Genomic DNA, 15,581 nt, shown 5'->3' on the forward strand with positions numbered 1-15,581 from the left:
GCACCTGACGGTGATGAGCACGACGTTAAAAACTTCAAGCGCTTGAGGTCAAAATCGACTCCCCATTTGTTCACCCTCAGCGTGAAATCTCCGCGCGGACGCGTGCGCCAAACATCTCTTTCAACGTCCTCCGAGTGGACGATTGCGTCAAAGCATCCCTTTCATCGTCATCCCGAGCGGAGCGTAGTGGAGTCGAGGGATCTCACTCGTCTTCGATGGCGTCGACATACGGGCGCAGCTGTTCGAGCAATGAGCTCACGTTCACCGTGGCCGATTCATAAAGCGTATGCGATTCGATCTCGTCGTATTGGTGCACGATGATGTTGCGCATGCCACGCAGTTCCTTCCATGGCAAGGCCGGCGTGGATGCGAGGAATTCATCGGATAACCGACGCGCGGATTCCTGCGCCTGCAGCATCTCCATTGCCACCGAGTTGAACAACGTCCGATTGGATTCCAACTCATCCGCTGATTCCGCTTGGGATGCGTCGGCGAAGGCGTGCTCCAGATGTTCGACCAGACGAAGCAGGTTGGTTTCGTCGCGATAGCGTTGATCCGCGTGGAACGTCTCGGACATCATGCCACCTTGACCATGTCGGGTTTGATGTGGTCGAAGAACCGGCGACTGGCCCGGCTTGTTTCGGCATGACGCTCCAATGCATTCAGCGAGGTCAACGAAACCTCCCTGCCCAACATAGCCTGCAATTCCTCGACCAACGCGGCATGCTGAATCATATCGAAACGCGCGTCAGGCTCAAGGCGGTACAACAGGTCCACATCGGAGTCGGATCGCGCCTCGCCTCGCGCCATGGAACCATACAGCCATACCTCCGCCAAGCCGTATTTGCGGCATACTGTGGAGACGATGAGTTTGATCGTCTCCAGCTCAAGCGTGCTTTCGGAACGGAACGCTCCGTCCAGCGCCTGTTTGTAGCGTTGCAGAAAATCCTGCGTGGGATTGCCGACACGTTCGGCGCGGGATACGGCCGACTGCGTGGTTCCCATCGCCTCGGCGACCGCTTTCTGGCTCATCCCAAGCCGCACGCGCTCGTCTTTGAGTTCATCAATCATTTTCATGCCCCAACTATAGCATGTATGCTATATCCTTCGCGTTGACAGAACTCGCCAGGGATGACGCATACGCCAAAACGCAAACCGAAAGGCGAACACAGTCAATATGGGAACATATCGTTGAATACCGATTTTTACATAAAAAGTATTGCCTTTTGCGCGCCGGCTCGATAGATTGAAAAGCCTGACCTCGCATCGCCCACAGGCATCACACGAAGGAAGGCCACCCTCTTATGACCGAACAGACCACTCCCACCGTCGGCGGCAACCGTCTCACCGTGCCCGACCTCATCACCATCGGCGTGTTCACCGCCTTGTATTTCGTGATGGTGTGCGTCGCCACGCTGTCGAGCACATTGTTCACCGGCGGCTTCGGCTCGATCTTCCTGCCGGCAGTCTCCGCGCTGATCTCCGGCTGCGTGTTCATGCTGCTGGCCGCACGCGTGGGCAAATTCGGCGGCATCACGGTGATGGGCGTGGTGATCGGCCTGTTCCTGTTCATCTCCGGGCATTTCGTGCTCTCGTTCCTCGCCAGCATCATCTTCCCCGTCGCCGCCGACCTCATCGCCCGCGCCGGCAAGTACAAAAGCAAGACGCTGCTGCTGGTCAGCTACGTCGTGTTCTCCTACGGTCTCACCGGCCCGATCCTGCCGCTGTGGTTCATGAAGGACGCCTATGTGGCGAGCCTGGAGAACCGCGGCAAGGACGCGGCCTACATCAACGGCGTGTTTGAGAACATCAACGTCGGCACGTTCTGGCTGTCGATGGGCGCGATTCTCGTATGCGCGATTCTCGGCGGCTGGTTCGGCCAGCGGATGATGCGCAAGCATTTCGTCAAAGCCGGCATCGCCTAACCCGAACGCCCACGCTCTGACCCGCATCCCACACGCAGCCTTACGTCTATGACCTATAACGCCCCGCACGTCAGCGTATCGTCCGCATCCCGCGACAACACGAAACGCGACTCGCGCCGATTCCTGCATCTCGACCCGCGGGCGAAGCTGTACCTACTGCTCGTCGCCAATCTGCTGCTGTTCTTCCATGTGAACACGCATACCGAAGTGCTGCTGGTCGCGATGTTTCTGGCGTTGCAGCTCGTGTCGGGGCGTGCGCGCATGGCGACGCGGTTCGCGTGTGTTTATGCCGTATTGCTTGTCGTGAGCATGCTGGTTCCGGCCGATACGACCAACGTCTGGCTGCAGTTCGCCGCTTTGCTGTCGGCGGGCATGCGCATGATGCTGCCCTGCTTCATCACCGGCGCGTACGCCTTCGCCACCACGTCGGCCAGTGAGCTGGTGTGCGCGATGCGGCATATGCGCGCGCCTGAAGCGGTCGTCATCCCCTGCGTGGTGGTGATCCGTTTCTTCCCGACCATCGCCGAGGATTATCGGCAGATTCGCAACGCGATGGCGCTGCGGGGAATCGCGTCGGGCGGGGCGGCGCTGCTGCGGCATCCCGCGCAGTCGCTGGAATACATTCTTATTCCGCTGCTGATGAACGCGACCACCGTCGCGCAGGATCTGTCGGTGGCGGCATTGACCAAAGGTCTGGGACGTGTGGGCGCGCACACCTCGCGCACGGAAATCCGCATGCGCGCCGCCGACTGGCTGGTGATGCTTGTCTGCACGTTGCCGTTGGCCTTGGATATCGCGGGGGTACTGTGATGACGGATTCCACCATCTGCGTCACCGATCATGCGTCGTTCCGTTATGCCGCCGCCGGCGATGACTATGCGCTGCGCGACGCGACGCTGACCATCCGACAGGGCGAATGCGTGGTGTTGTGCGGCCAAAGCGGATGCGGCAAAACCACGCTCACCCGCTTGTTCAACGGCTTGGTGCCCTCGTTCTTCGCCGGTACTCTCACCGGCGCGCAGCATACCTGCGGTCTCGCTGTGGCGACCACACCGATCGACGAGTTCACGCCATTGGTGGGCAGCATGTTCCAGAATCCCAAAACGCAGTATTTCAACGCGAACACTACCGACGAGCTGGCCTTCGCCTGCGAGAATATGGGATTGCCCGCCGATGAGATTCGCCGACGGGTGCAGTCCGTCGCCCGTCGTTTCGACGTCACCCATCTGTTGGACCGCAGCGTGTTTCACCTGTCGGGCGGACAGAAGCAACGCATCGCCATCGCCGCGGCCACGGTACTCGACCCCAAAGTGGTGGTGTTGGACGAGCCGACCAGCAATCTCGACGCGGCCGCCATCGACGACATGCGTCAGGCGATCGAGCGGATGAAGGCGGACGGGCTGACCGTGATCGTCGCCGAGCACCGGCTCGCCTGGCTTACCGGCGTCGCCGACCGCTATGTGGTCTGCGAGCATGGCCGCATCACGCACGACCTGTCCGCAAACGAATTCCTCGCGTTGCCGCAGGAGCGGATTCACGATTGGGGTTTGCGCGCGTTGGATCTTACGCCGTATCGCCAGCGGATCGAGCGGAAACTGAGCGACGGCAACCTCGCGAATCCCGCCGACCATATGCCCGGCAGCGAGACTCCCCCATCCGAAAGCACGCGCGTCGATTCCACAGCGCAACCGGCGAGCGGCGCAGTGCTTTTGCGTACGGAAGACTTGCGCGTCGGCTATCGCAAACGTGACGCGTTCAGCCGCGCCATCCCCGACCTTGAGCTGAAATCCGGCGAAATCACCGGTCTGATGGGGCGCAACGGCTGCGGCAAAACCACGCTGGTGCGCACGCTCACCGGCCTGATCAAGCCAGTTTCCGGCCGCATCCTGCTCGATGAGCGACCCGCACGCCCCGCCGCGCTGACCCGCGCCGGATTCCTCGTGATGCAGGACGTGAACTATCAGCTGTTCAGCGACAGCGTGCGCGAGGAACTGCTGCTCGGATTGGACGAAACCGACCCGCAAGTCGCCGACCGCTGCGAACAGTTGCTGAGTGAGCTCGACCTGGCGGAATTGGCCGACCGTCATCCGATGAGCCTGTCGGGCGGGCAGAAGCAGCGCGCGGCCATCGCCTCGGCGATGATGTGCGGCAAACGACTGGTCGTGCTGGACGAGCCGACCAGCGGACTCGACCGCCATCATATGGAACAGGTCGGCACGCTGCTACGCCGATTGGCCGCCGCCGGCACCGCGGTATTGGTCGTCACGCATGACGAGGAGCTGGCCGCCGGCTGGTGCGACCGCATCATCGATTTGGAATCCACCACACCATCTGCCAAGGAGGAATTATGACGTTCAATCCCAACGACTGGGTCGGCCAGTGGGAAAGCTTCGAACATTACATCGCGTCCAACGATCCGGCCATGCAGATCACATGGGAGCAGGCCCAGCAGGCCGCTCTCGCCAATCCGGCCACCGCGCCGATGGCCGCGCACGGCATCCGCGCGTTCTGGTCGATGGCCTGCGCCACCACCAGCCCCGAACAGCCTCAGATCATCTCCGGTTGGCGCGTCGACGCGCATGGCGACGACGGCTTCGCGCTGACCTGGCTGACGGAGGGCGGCAACGAGCTCGGCACATTCGTCTATACCGTGCACCATGTGGTGCCGAAGGGTCTCGAGGGCTCCCCCACCACGGTGTTCGAAGCCGCCGACGCGCCTGCGGACTGCCCGTTCCGTTGGCTGCTCGCCATCGATCCGATGCCCGCGCGCGGCGCGTTCGCGCAAGGCGGTCTGCTCAGCCATCTGCACTTCCAGTACGCCAGCGATCTGAACACGCTGCTCGACATGTCGGCCGATCCGGCCGGCACGCTGCGCAATCAGCGCTGGTACGCCACCATGTGCGCGGATGAGGGCACGATTGACGACCGTTGCGCCATCGTCCGCGCCCTGCATCATCTCGAGGATTGATCGTCAGCTGTTGCGTTCGATCTGCAGGTCGGAGACGGTGAGGTTGGCATCGTTGACGAGGTTGAACAGCATCACACGCGCCACGTCGGCCGGATCCATGAAGGTGCGCTGCTTCTCTTCGGAGACGTAGTCGTGGCTGTCGCGGTAGAACGCGGTGTCGATGCCGCCGGGATAGAGGCCCACGATTTTCACGCTTGTGCCCTTGTATGCGGCCTGAAGGCTTGCCGTATAGCCCTTCTCTCCCCATTTGGTGGCACAGTAGACACTTTCGTTGGCGTTGCCGCGTGTGGCGGCGGTGCTCATCACATTCGCGATTTTGACATCTTTTTCGCCTGTGGCCTTCAGCGTCTCCACGCTCCACAGGATCATGCCCTTAAGGCCTTTGAGGCATTTGTCGACATCCGCGCCCTCATAGCCGGTGGGTGTTTTGAAACTCGGCTGCCCGGCGTTGTTGATAAGCAGGTCGATATGGCCCAGCGCGGAGATCCGAGTGACGGAGTCCTTGACGAAGGCCTCGTCGGAGACGTCGCCGACGAACGCATGGTACGAATCCGAGGGGAGTTCCTTAGTCAGTTCGCTCTGGCGTTCGGCGTTGAAGTCGATGCCCGCCACGATCCAATCCTGTTCGATGAGCTGCTTCGCCAGCTCGTATCCCAATCCCAATGCGCTGCCTGTGACGATCGCGATGCGCTTGCCGTTGCCGTTAGCCATGCTCTTTCCTCCTCGAACCGGTTTGCTTGGATTCCCGTCTATGGTACCTCGCGCACGGAAGGAGTCGATCCTCCCGCCCGTGCGACCCTAATCGCACGGAACCTCACAATCGCACATGCCCCGGATTCGCGGAACTTCGGCGTTTCTACGAATCTCATGTTCGTTTCACACTTTGTCAAAGTTCACACGCGGATCCGGGGCGACGAGCTCCGTGCGACCGCAGGTCAGTACCTCAGGCCTTCATATCCTCCAAAGCGACGCCCTTGGTCTCCTTGACGAACCTCAGCACAAAGAAGAAGGAGAGGAAGGCGAACAGCGCGAACAGGCCGTAGACCAATCCCACGTTGACGCCGAGCAGCATCGGGAACGACACGGTGACAACGAAGTTCGACGTGTACTGCACCGCGGTGCCCACGGACATGCCGGCCGATCGCATCGCATTGGGGAACATCTCGGAGAGCATGCCCCACGACACGGTGCCCCAGGTCACACCGAAGGCGATGACGAAGAAGTTGGCGCACACCAAGGCCAGAGGTCCGGTGACCGGCCCCATTAGCGGGGAACCGTCGACGATTGGTGCTGTGCCGAACAGCAGCGCGAGACCGCCCTGTGCCACGACCATGCCGATGGATCCGGCGAGCAGCAGCGGGCGACGCCCGATGCGGTCGACCAGCGTCATGCCGATCAGCGTGGCCATGATATTGACCAGCGAGGTGATGGCGGTGATGGTGAACGAGTCCTTTTCGGTGAAGCCCACGGCGCTCCACAGCGAGTTGGAGTAGTAGAAGATCACGTTGATGCCGGTGAACTGGTTGAAGATCATGAACACCACGGCCACCCACACGATCGGTCGGATGCGGCCGTTCGCGCCGAGAAGATCACGGAAGGAGGGCTTGTGGTCGGTGCCGATGGAGTCGCGTATGCGTGCGATCTGCTCATCGATGGGTGAGGAATCCACGCTGACCGAGGCGAGCACCGTGGCGGCCTGTTCGTCGCGATGCTGGGCGACGAGATAGCGCGGCGATTCGGGGATGGTCAAGGCCAGTACGAAATACAGCACGGAGGGCACCGCCATGCACATGAACATCCACTGCCAGGTGTCCAGCGGCCCCATGGCGGCGTCCGCGCCGCCTGAGATGTGGACCAGCAGTGCGTTGACCAGCAGCGAGATGAAAATGCCGATCACGATGCCGAGTTGTTGCATCGCGCCCAGGACGCCGCGTTCGTCGGCCGGCGAGATCTCGGCGATGTACACCGGCGCGACCATGGCGGCGATGCCTGCCGCGAATCCGCCGAGCACACGGAAGGCGACCAGCATCCAGATGCTGGTGGAGAAGCCGCAGCCGACGGCGCAGATGAAGAACAGCACGGAGGCGATTTTCATCATGGGCACGCGGCCGATTTTGTCGGAGATGCGGCCGGCGAGTAGCGCGCCGATGCCGCCGGAGATCAATGCGGAGCCGACGGCGAATCCGAGGACCGCGTCGCCGGTGGCGAATTGGGTTTTGATGGCTTCGGTGGCGCCGTTGATCACGGCGGAATCGTAGCCGTACAGCAGTCCGCCGATGGCGGCGATGATGGCGAGGCGTCGTGCGACGGAGTGGTTGCTCGACTTGGATTCGGGCATGGCGGGCACAGGGATTGATGAGGACATGATGGGTTTCCTTCTTCGTTGAAAGAGCCGATTCGCGGCGATAGGAGTTGGATGGAGAGGCATGGCTTACGCCAGCAGGGCGTCGCGGCGTGCGATAAGGGCGTCGATGGACCGCTCCCCTTCGACGATGGTGAAGGTGAGTGTTTTGCGCTGCGAGCTTTGGGCCGCGAGCATGGGCAGGTCGCCGCGTTCCTCGTGCCAGCCGCGGCCGTACACCTTGGAGTTCGAGGGTTCGAGTCCGACCACGTAGTCGCCTGACGCCATGGATTTCCATTCCATGAAATGGGGGAAGTCCTCCACGGAGAAATCGATGACGACGCCAAGTCCCAGCCTGCGGTTGACGACGGCGGCGAAGCTGCGGCCGGATTCGTCGGCGGCGAGTTCGTGGATGTATACGCTTTCGGGTTTGTTCGCTTCCGGGGTGCCGATTTCGTTCCATGCCGTCGTATCGGCGGCGGTGGTCTCGTCGCGGGGTGCGACGACGCGGCTCGGGATGACGACCTCGGCGCCTTCGTCCAGTAGCGGCCAGCCGAAGTTGCAGTGGTACATCCACATCAGCGGCTCGTCACGGAATGACTCGTTCGTGACCTCGTCATCCACGGTGATCGACGGCTGACCATACACCGTGCGGATTGTGCGGCGCAGCACGAGGTTCTCTCCGAACAGCTCGGCCTCGCGCATCTCGCCGCAGACCTCGAGTACGTAGTCGCCACCCTCCCAGCGCGCGTCGGCGCGCACATGTTCGGCGGGAGTGGTGCGCACACGGCCATGCATCGGGTAGTCGCCGGCGGGATATTTTGATCCCTCGGGCGTCGAATACGGACCGCAGATGTTCTCGAATCCGCAGGTGAAGAACAGTCCGCCCATAATCGAGCGCAGCGCCTCCTGACCATGCGTGTCGAACTGGTTGCGGCCATTGAGGCCCGGCTTGGACAGAAACGTGAGATTCTGGCCGCGGTATTCGAACTCGCTCACATCGAGCGCCTTGTCGGCCATGGAGACGAATCTCATAGGCCCGTTCTTCACTTCGATGGCGTCAAGTCCGTGGGCGCGGCCTTCCCGATAGGTAATCGGACGGACGTAGGCGGCCTGCTGCACGCTGCCCACATGGGCGAGCATATCCGAGCGCGTGGCACCACCCGCGTACGCATCGGTATGGTTCTTGTTGACATTCACCATGATCACGCCTCCTCCAATTCTTCGGGATACTGCGGCCACGCGCCCGACTGGGAGCAGACGAACGCGGCGACTTCGACGGCACGACGGTGCGCCGCGCCGAGATCATACCCCCGCAGCAGGTAGGCGAGAAACGCGCCGGAGAAGGAATCGCCGGCACCGACCGTATCAGCGACCTCGACTTTCGGCGTGGGGAGGATAGAGATCTCGTCGTGCCCCATCACGATGCTGTACTCGTCGCCGGCCGTCAGGATCACCACGTCGAGGTCGAACTGCTCGGCCAGCGCGCGCATGACGTTTTGCTGCGACGCGATCGACTCGCCGGGCGCGTCGATGCCGAACAGGTTGGCCACAATGGGTAGCTCCTCATCGTTGATTTTGAGGATGGTCGCGCCTTCCATGAACCGCGTGACGACCTCTTTGTTCACGAATCCGGAACGGATGTTGATGTCGAAGAACCGTATCGCATCGGCGCGCGCCGCGTCGATCATCGCGTAGATGGCATCCCTTGTGCCCCATGCCTCGCGGGCGGCGATGGTGCCGTAGCAGATCGCGTCGGCGTGGGAGACGAGCTCCTTCACATCGTCAGTGAAGGCGATATGGTCCCAGGCTACGCCGTGCACGACATCATAGGAGGGTATGCCGGCGGCATCGAGGCTGACTGCGGTGATGCCGGTGGGATAATCGTTGACTTGCGCGACGACGTTGACTCCACCCACGGATAGCGCGGACACGAGTTCGCGGCCGAGTTCGTCGTCGCCGACCGCGGTGACGGCCGTGGCTTCGACGCCGTTGTGCGCGGCATGGTAGACGAAATTGGCGGGCGCGCCGCCCGGCTTCTTGCCGTCGGGCAGCATATCCCACAGCAGCTCACCGATGGTGACCACGGTTGCGGGTGACAGGTTGGTCATGATGAAGATTCTCCTTGGAAAACGCTTGGTTTTGGGTATGCGAGGCCAAGGGCGCGGCGTCACCCATGGTGGGCCGCGCCCTGGAGTGGTGTATTGAATCGGATTGATGGAGGCCGGCGGCGCGGTCAGTCCTCGACGGCCGGATACTCGTTGCAGAGCAGGCGATAGGCGGGCTCGTCCTCCTCGATTTCAGGGAAGCGCCCGACGGGCTCGTAGAAGCGGTTGTCGATGTTGTCGTCGTTGCACATCGACACCTCGCCCACCAGCGTGGGCACGGAGTCCTCTTTGATGTAGTACTCGTGGTAGGTGTACGGGTAGAAGGTGAGCGATTCGCCCTCGTTGAGTTCGATGTCCTCGCCGGCGGGCACGTAGTAGCGTCGGCCGTCGCGGCACACCAGCACCGGGGTGTCGAGGCGTTCCTCGGTTTCGGGATCGGCGTTGTACAGGTGGAACACCGCGGTGCCTCCGCCACGCACGATGATGTCTTCCATCTTGTTCCAGTGGAAGTGCATCGGAGAGAGCTGACCGGGCATGCTCATCATGATCTTCTCGGCGTAGACCTTGGTGTACTTGTCGTCCTTCACGTTGCCGTTGCGCAATGTGATAAGCGCCAGACCCTTGTGTTCGAAGTCGCCTTCGCCGTAGTCGGTGATGTCCCAGCCGAGCATGTTGTCGCGAATCTCATCCCATTCGTGGTCCTTTTCGGCCCATTCCTCAGGGGTGAAGCTCAGATACGGAGGGATGCGGAAGTGGTACTTGTCGAGCAATTCTTCGAACTGCTTGATGGTGGCGTTGATTTCCGAGCGCTTCATGATGGGAGCCTTTCTCACTTGAACGTCGCGGCGTTGCCGTTCCTGTTTCATTATCGGTTATGGAATTCGGTGCCGGCACTATGACACGTCGCCGTGCCGGTGCCTCACCCAAGCTTTCCGAACCATTTCGTTTTTGGTTTCGATTTGTTTCGTTTTGCTTGTTGACAAAGTTATAACACAAGGTTACGATAGTTGTCAACACGAAACGAAAGGTTTTGAAATGAAAAAATCACCATAACGATAAAAAACGAAAACTCTTGGTATGATGAACCCAACCAATGCGCACACCACCAGCCACAAGGAGACATGATGATGAAGGCCGAACGACAGGAACTGATCCTCAAGCACCTCGAAGCCAACGGCCGCATCGTCGTCGCCGACTACGCCAAGGAGCTCGGCGTGACCGAAGCCACCCTGCGTAAGGATCTGCAGGAACTCGACGAGATCGGCGCCGTGCAACGAGTGCACGGCGGAGCGATCAAACCCGACACCGAGCTGAGCCGCTTCGAAAACCGCGTCGACCTGGGCGTGGATGTGAAGAAGCGCCTCGCACAAGCCGCGATGAACGAGATCTGCGAGAACCGCGTGATCTTCATCGACGGCGGATCCACGAACTATCTGGCGGCGCAGGCGTTCCCCCGCGACTGGGAGGGCACGGTGATCACCAACAGTCCGGCCGTGGCATTGTGGCTGTCGGACTACGACCATGTCGAAGTCAACATGCTGCCCGGCATCGTGCACCACAAGTCCAAGGAGACCATCGGATCGGCCGCGCTCACCGTGCTGCAGCAGCTGCACTGCGACCTGGTGCTGCTTGGCGTCTCGTCCATCGACCCCGAACACGGCATCACCACACCGTATATGGAGTCGGCCGAGACCAAGCGCGTGATCATCAAGGCCGGCGCCAAGGTCATGAGTCTCATCACACCGGAGAAATTCAGGCACATCTCCACCTACCGCATCGCCGAATGCGACGCGCTGGACGTCATCGTGACGGAAGGCACGCCCGACTGCGTGGACGCGCTCACCGCCATGGGCATCGCCGTGCGCGTCACCCAGCAGTAGCCGGCACAACCATTACGCAACCCGACCGGGGTGGGCGAAACCGCAGGTTCGCCGCACCTCTGGATCAACGCACCCTTTTTCACCAGACAAGGAACTCCAATGACGGCCCCATTCCCCGAACCCCATTTCGCCATATCCCTGTACTGCTCCGACTTCCGCAACCCGGCCCCGCAGGTCGAATACCTCAACACCGTGGCCGACACCTACCACGTCGACATCATGGACGGGCACTTCTCCCCCAGCATGGGCCTGTGCACCTCATGGATCGAACAGATCCTCCCCCTCAGCACCCTGCGCAACGAGGTGCATATGATGGTCACCGACCCTGACCATTGGATCGACCAACTGGTGGCCGCCGGCGCGACCATGCTCACCCCGCATGTCGAATCGCTCGGCGCGCATGCCTTCCGCACCCTGCGCATCATCCGCGAAAACGGATGCGGCGCCGGCATCGCCGTGAACCCGCTGACCTCCTTCGCCGAATGCGAGATGCTGCTGGAACGCGTGGACCTCGTCACCGTGATGACCGTGGAGATCGGCTACAGCGGCGAGCCGCTCATCACCGAAACCCTGCGCAAAATCGAGCAGCTGGCGCGGTTCCGTGACGAACACGGGCTGAATTACGAGATCCAGATCGACGGCTCCTGCAACGAGAAGAATTTCAAATCCATGCGCGAGGCCGGAGCGAACACCTTCGTGCTCGGCAACACCGGTATCTTCAAGCGCGACCCCGACATCCGCAAGGCTTGGGGACTGACCCTGGACGCCTACGAGCAGGCCACCGGCGAGAAAACCGCCAACAACCGCTGAGAGCACACATCACCGCAAGAAAGGAACTTCCATCATGACCGCAACAACCTCATTCCGCGAATGCGAACGCATCATCGTCAACGAACTCTCCGATGTGCTCGCCAACGTCGACGAAAACCAGATCGACCAGCTGGTCGCCATGATCACCGACGCACGCAAGGTGTTCTTCGTTGGCGTGGGCCGCGTGCAGCTGGCCTTGGAGGCCATCGCCAAGCGCCTCGCGCATCTGGGCATCGACACCGTGATGGTGGGGCAGATCACCGAGCCGGCCATCTGCGACCAGGATCTGCTCATCGTCGGCTCGGGCTCCGGCAAAACCGGATTCCCGCTGTTCATCGCCGGCAAGGCGAAACAGTACGGCGCCAAAGTGGCGCGCATCGGCATTGTTGAGGACTGCCCGATGACGCAGTACACCGACCTGTTCGTGCACGTGCCCGCCGCGGGCAAGCCGGGCTCCGGCACCAAGCCGAGCGAACAGCCGATGACCAGCCTGTTCGAGCAGTCGTTGCTGCTGGTCGGAGACGCCATCGCCATGTCCATGGTGAGGAATTCCCGCATCGACCTCGACTCGCTGTGGGAATTCCACGCGAACCTCGAGTAGACGCGACCGCACCTGCCGCAGATATGGCGAAGCCCACGAACGCGAATATGCGTCCGTGGGCTTCGTCATATGACGCTGGAGGCGATCACTTCACGTCCGGATCGTCCTTGTCGATGGTGCCGGTGGCCTTGCCGATGGCCTTGAGGCCGTGGTAGGCGACGAGCACGGCGATGGTGCCGAGGGCGATGCCGTTGAAGGAGACGCCCTGGACGGCGAAGGTGAAGTCGGCGATGCCGATGATCATCACGATGGCCGCGGTCATCACGTTGATCGGCTTGTCGAAGTTGACCTTGTTCTCCACCCAGATGCGCACGCCGATCATGCCGATCATGCCGTAGAGCAACGTGGTCACGCCGCCGAGCACACCGGCGGGGATCGTGTTGATGATCGCACCGAACTTCGGGCACAGGCTCAGCAGCAGGGCGAAGCCGGCCGCGCACCAGTAGGCGGCGGTCGAATACACCTTGGTCGCGGCCATTACGCCGATGTTCTCGCCGTAGGTGGTGGTGCCGGAGCCGCCGCCGAAGCCGGCGAGCGCGGTGCCCACACCGTCGGCGAGCAGGGCGGTGCCCATCTGGTCGTCGTAGTCGCGGCCGGTCATCTGGGCCACGGACTTGACGTGTCCGACGTTCTCGGCGACGAGCACGAGCACCACGGGGATGAACATCGGCAGAATCGAGAAGTCGACCTGCGGCAGGTGGAACTGCGGCAGACCAATCCAGTCGGCCTCGCCGATGGCGGAGAAGTCGACTTGTCCGCGGAAGCAGGCGTAGATGTAGCCGACGATCACGCCGAGCAGGATGTTGAGGCGTCCGAGCAGACCGCGGAAGAGCACGGCGATGAGCAGCACGGCCAGCAGGGTCACCAGCGCGGTATCGGGAGCGACCTGGAAGTTGTTCCACACGCTGGGGGCCAGGTTGAAGCCGATGATGGCGACGATGGCGCCGTTGACGACCGGCGGCATGATGATGTCGATCCACTTGGCGCCGGCGAAATGCACGAGCACGCCGACGAGGGCGAGCAGGATGCCGGTGACCATGATGCCGAACGAGGCGACGGCGATGCCCTTGTTCGCCGTGGTGACGGCGGCGATCGGGGCGATGAAGCCGAAGGAGCTACCGAGGTAGCTGGGCAGCACGTTCTTGTTGATGAGCAGGAACAGCGCGGTCGACATGGCCGTGAAGAACAGCGTGGTGGATGGGTCGAAGCCGGTCAGGATCGGCACGAGGAAGGTCGCGCCGAACATGGCGATCACATGCTGCGCGCCGATGCCGATGGTACGGCCCCAAGTCAGACGCTCGTCGGGTTCGACGACCTCGCCCGGCGCGAGCGTTTTGCCGTCGCCGTGCAGCGCCCAAGAGAACAGGTTGGACAATGGAGTCTCCTCACTTCTTGTTGAGCGCGGGCCCGCCGGTTTTCGGTCGCCGTCGGCGGCCATGCAAACCCGGCGCGTCCGCATATTCCTTGGCTATTGTAATCGCCCCATTGCCATCATGTGTCACGAGCCGTTTACGCCTTACTGGGAGAACGGTTGGGAGGAGATTCCGCATACGACGCCGGCATGCGGACAACGTCGACGATTACGGCCGTCATCCAGTATCGTGAAATGGTTTTGCAGGGCGATGCCCGCAACCCACGTACCCGATGAACCGATGACCTCATGAAAGGAACATCCACCCATGACGTATGCGAAGAACGCCCCGTTCCGCGCCGATGTGGTCGGCAGCTACCTGCGCCCGACCGAGCTCAAGGATGCCCGCGCCGACTTCGAGGCGGGCAGGATCGACGACGCCGCGCTCAAGGCGGTCGAGGACCGGGCGATCGCCGATCTGGTCGCCAAGCAGAAGGCCGCCGGACTCAAGGTCATCACCGACGGCGAGTTCCGCCGCAGCTACTGGCATCTCGATTTCATGTGGGGATTGCAGGGTGTGGAGCGCCGCTCCGCTTTGCAGGGTTATATGTTCCATGATGAGGAGACGCGCGCCGACACCGCTGTGGTGACCGGCAAGATCAGCGGCGAGAACCACCCCTTCGTCGAGCATTTCAAGTTCGTCAAGGCGCTTGAGGATGACGGCCAGGTGGCCCGCCAGACGATTCCCGCGCCGATCCAGCTGTATTCGGAGATCACGCTCGACCGCGCCGAGGGCCAGGTGGCTTCCCTGCGCGCCGCCTATCCAGACGACGAGGCGCTGAAGGCCGATATCGCCGCCGCCTACCAGCAGGTGCTGGCCGATTTGTATGCCGCGGGCTGCCGCAACGTGCAGTTCGACGATTGCACGTGGGGCATCTACTGCGACACCGACTTCGTGGCCAAAACCGGCATGAGCGCCGTGGATATCGAGCAGGTGAGCCGCTTGGGCGTGGAGCTCAACAACGCCGCCATCGCCGGCAAACCTGAGGATCTGGTGGTCACCACGCATGTGTGCCGCGGCAACTACCACTCCACCTACGCGTTCGAGGGCGGCTACGATCCGATCGCGCCGTATCTGTTCGCCGACGAGGATGTGAAAGCCTTCTATCTGGAGTTCGACGACTCGCGCTCCGGTGGTTTCGAGCCGCTTAAGCACGTCGCCGACGACAAGATCGTGGTGTTGGGCCTGATTACCTCGAAGAAACCCGAGCTTGAGGATGCCTCCGTGATCAAGGAGCGCATCGCCGAAGCCTCCCAGTACGTGCCGCTGGAGCGTCTGTGCCTGTCCACGCAGTGCGGTTTCGCCTCCACGGAGGAGGGCAACAAGCTCACCGAGGACCAGCAGTGGGCCAAGATCGCCCTCGTCCAGTCCGTCGCCGCCGAAGTCTGGCCCGAAGCCTGATTTCACCACCCCTGACGTTCACTAACGTCCTGAGCCGCTCCGAACACATTCGGAGCGGCTCTTCTTCTGTTGCGAAGCCTTCATCAGCATTCCGAGCGTCGCGCAGCCGTCGCCTCGCCTGAGGTGAGAGAATGG

General features: G+C 61.9%; 16 protein-coding genes. 8 read left to right on the plus strand and 8 right to left on the minus strand.

All coding sequences use genetic code 11. The features are described from left to right. Window positions 1-202: 202 nt before the first annotated feature. Both AC1AV0_RS05590 and AC1AV0_RS05595 read right to left on the minus strand, forming a co-directional pair. The gene (locus tag AC1AV0_RS05590; RefSeq protein ID WP_476571935.1) at window positions 203-577 is read right to left on the minus strand and encodes a HepT-like ribonuclease domain-containing protein; all 375 of its coding nucleotides are present in this window, start codon (window positions 575-577) and stop codon (window positions 203-205) included. Beyond that, entirely contained in the window at window positions 577-1,077 is a 501-nt protein-coding gene (locus AC1AV0_RS05595) for a nucleotidyltransferase domain-containing protein (RefSeq protein WP_476571938.1), read from the minus strand. The genes AC1AV0_RS05590 and AC1AV0_RS05595 overlap by 1 nt, the downstream gene beginning before the upstream one ends. A 227-nt stretch (window positions 1,078-1,304) precedes the next feature. Between AC1AV0_RS05595 and AC1AV0_RS05600 the strand changes: the two genes are divergently transcribed. The 4 genes from AC1AV0_RS05600 to AC1AV0_RS05615 are packed head-to-tail and all read left to right on the plus strand — an operon-like array spanning window position 1,305 to window position 4,893. After that, complete coding sequence (locus AC1AV0_RS05600) at window positions 1,305-1,925, plus strand: MptD family putative ECF transporter S component (protein WP_476571940.1); 621 nt, start codon at window positions 1,305-1,307, stop codon at window positions 1,923-1,925. A gap of 48 nt (window positions 1,926-1,973) precedes the next feature. Further along, window positions 1,974-2,735, plus strand: coding sequence for an energy-coupling factor transporter transmembrane component T (locus tag AC1AV0_RS05605; protein WP_476571942.1), 762 nt, complete (start codon window positions 1,974-1,976; stop codon window positions 2,733-2,735). Then, window positions 2,735-4,276 carry an ABC transporter ATP-binding protein gene (locus AC1AV0_RS05610; protein WP_476571945.1) on the plus strand — a complete coding sequence of 514 codons (1,542 nt, stop codon included), beginning with the start codon at window positions 2,735-2,737 and terminating at the stop codon, window positions 4,274-4,276. The genes AC1AV0_RS05605 and AC1AV0_RS05610 overlap by 1 nt, the downstream gene beginning before the upstream one ends. Beyond that, window positions 4,273-4,893: a hypothetical protein gene (locus tag AC1AV0_RS05615; RefSeq protein ID WP_476571947.1), complete on the plus strand. Its 621-nt coding sequence runs from the start codon at window positions 4,273-4,275 to the stop codon at window positions 4,891-4,893. The genes AC1AV0_RS05610 and AC1AV0_RS05615 overlap by 4 nt, the downstream gene beginning before the upstream one ends. Window positions 4,894-4,896: 3 nt before the next feature. Here AC1AV0_RS05615 and AC1AV0_RS05620 read toward each other — a convergent pair whose 3' ends face one another. From AC1AV0_RS05620 to AC1AV0_RS05640, 5 genes are all read right to left on the minus strand, one after another. Beyond that, on the minus strand, window positions 4,897-5,604 hold the full coding sequence (locus AC1AV0_RS05620) for an SDR family NAD(P)-dependent oxidoreductase (RefSeq protein ID WP_476571949.1): 708 nt from the start codon (window positions 5,602-5,604) through the stop codon (window positions 4,897-4,899). A gap of 232 nt (window positions 5,605-5,836) precedes the next feature. Continuing rightward, window positions 5,837-7,258 (minus strand): sugar porter family MFS transporter, encoded by a 1,422-nt coding sequence (locus AC1AV0_RS05625; protein ID WP_476571951.1) that lies wholly within the window; start codon window positions 7,256-7,258, stop codon window positions 5,837-5,839. Between the two features lie 66 nt (window positions 7,259-7,324). Then, window positions 7,325-8,437 carry an aldose 1-epimerase family protein gene (locus tag AC1AV0_RS05630; RefSeq protein ID WP_476571953.1) on the minus strand — a complete coding sequence of 371 codons (1,113 nt, stop codon included), beginning with the start codon at window positions 8,435-8,437 and terminating at the stop codon, window positions 7,325-7,327. Between the two features lie 2 nt (window positions 8,438-8,439). Continuing rightward, window positions 8,440-9,345, minus strand: a complete 906-nt coding sequence (locus AC1AV0_RS05635) for a carbohydrate kinase family protein (protein WP_476571955.1) — start codon at window positions 9,343-9,345, stop codon at window positions 8,440-8,442. Between the two features lie 125 nt (window positions 9,346-9,470). Next, entirely contained in the window at window positions 9,471-10,157 is a 687-nt protein-coding gene (locus AC1AV0_RS05640; protein ID WP_476571957.1) for a D-lyxose/D-mannose family sugar isomerase, read from the minus strand. A 306-nt stretch (window positions 10,158-10,463) separates the two neighbouring features. On the opposite strand from AC1AV0_RS05640, the gene AC1AV0_RS05645 reads away from it, so the two are divergent. From AC1AV0_RS05645 to hxlB, 3 genes are all read left to right on the plus strand, one after another. After that, entirely contained in the window at window positions 10,464-11,222 is a 759-nt protein-coding gene (locus AC1AV0_RS05645; RefSeq protein WP_476571959.1) for a DeoR/GlpR family DNA-binding transcription regulator, read from the plus strand. A gap of 99 nt (window positions 11,223-11,321) precedes the next feature. Continuing rightward, complete coding sequence (locus AC1AV0_RS05650; RefSeq protein WP_476571960.1) at window positions 11,322-12,032, plus strand: beta/alpha barrel domain-containing protein; 711 nt, start codon at window positions 11,322-11,324, stop codon at window positions 12,030-12,032. A 34-nt stretch (window positions 12,033-12,066) separates the two neighbouring features. Further along, window positions 12,067-12,633, plus strand: a complete 567-nt coding sequence (gene hxlB / locus AC1AV0_RS05655) for a 6-phospho-3-hexuloisomerase (RefSeq protein WP_476571962.1) — start codon at window positions 12,067-12,069, stop codon at window positions 12,631-12,633. Window positions 12,634-12,718: 85 nt separating this feature from the next. Here hxlB and AC1AV0_RS05660 read toward each other — a convergent pair whose 3' ends face one another. After that, complete coding sequence (locus tag AC1AV0_RS05660) at window positions 12,719-14,008, minus strand: uracil-xanthine permease family protein (RefSeq protein ID WP_476571964.1); 1,290 nt, start codon at window positions 14,006-14,008, stop codon at window positions 12,719-12,721. A 304-nt stretch (window positions 14,009-14,312) separates the two neighbouring features. On the opposite strand from AC1AV0_RS05660, the gene AC1AV0_RS05665 reads away from it, so the two are divergent. After that, a complete protein-coding gene (locus tag AC1AV0_RS05665; protein ID WP_476571966.1) occupies window positions 14,313-15,446 on the plus strand; it encodes a 5-methyltetrahydropteroyltriglutamate--homocysteine S-methyltransferase in 1,134 nt (377 codons plus the stop codon). Window positions 15,447-15,581: the final 135 nt, after the last annotated feature.

The organism is Bifidobacterium sp. LH_558, from assembly GCF_056356295.1.

Bases quoted from the DNA above. Each gene is read 5' to 3' on its own strand.
- AC1AV0_RS05635 (WP_476571955.1), bottom strand. From the start codon at position 9,345: ATGACCAACCTGTCACCCGCAACCGTGGTCACCATCGGTGAGCTGCTG.
- AC1AV0_RS05600 (WP_476571940.1), top strand. From the start codon at position 1,305: ATGACCGAACAGACCACTCCCACCGTCGGCGGCAACCGTCTCACCGTG.
- AC1AV0_RS05650 (WP_476571960.1), top strand. From the start codon at position 11,322: ATGACGGCCCCATTCCCCGAACCCCATTTCGCCATATCCCTGTACTGC.
- AC1AV0_RS05645 (WP_476571959.1), top strand. From the start codon at position 10,464: ATGATGATGAAGGCCGAACGACAGGAACTGATCCTCAAGCACCTCGAA.
- AC1AV0_RS05590 (WP_476571935.1), bottom strand. From the start codon at position 577: ATGTCCGAGACGTTCCACGCGGATCAACGCTATCGCGACGAAACCAAC.
- AC1AV0_RS05610 (WP_476571945.1), top strand. From the start codon at position 2,735: ATGACGGATTCCACCATCTGCGTCACCGATCATGCGTCGTTCCGTTAT.
- AC1AV0_RS05620 (WP_476571949.1), bottom strand. From the start codon at position 5,604: ATGGCTAACGGCAACGGCAAGCGCATCGCGATCGTCACAGGCAGCGCA.
- hxlB (WP_476571962.1), top strand. From the start codon at position 12,067: ATGACCGCAACAACCTCATTCCGCGAATGCGAACGCATCATCGTCAAC.
- AC1AV0_RS05630 (WP_476571953.1), bottom strand. From the start codon at position 8,437: ATGGTGAATGTCAACAAGAACCATACCGATGCGTACGCGGGTGGTGCC.
- AC1AV0_RS05615 (WP_476571947.1), top strand. From the start codon at position 4,273: ATGACGTTCAATCCCAACGACTGGGTCGGCCAGTGGGAAAGCTTCGAA.
- AC1AV0_RS05665 (WP_476571966.1), top strand. From the start codon at position 14,313: ATGACGTATGCGAAGAACGCCCCGTTCCGCGCCGATGTGGTCGGCAGC.
- AC1AV0_RS05595 (WP_476571938.1), bottom strand. From the start codon at position 1,077: ATGAAAATGATTGATGAACTCAAAGACGAGCGCGTGCGGCTTGGGATG.
- AC1AV0_RS05625 (WP_476571951.1), bottom strand. From the start codon at position 7,258: ATGTCCTCATCAATCCCTGTGCCCGCCATGCCCGAATCCAAGTCGAGC.
- AC1AV0_RS05605 (WP_476571942.1), top strand. From the start codon at position 1,974: ATGACCTATAACGCCCCGCACGTCAGCGTATCGTCCGCATCCCGCGAC.
- AC1AV0_RS05640 (WP_476571957.1), bottom strand. From the start codon at position 10,157: ATGAAGCGCTCGGAAATCAACGCCACCATCAAGCAGTTCGAAGAATTG.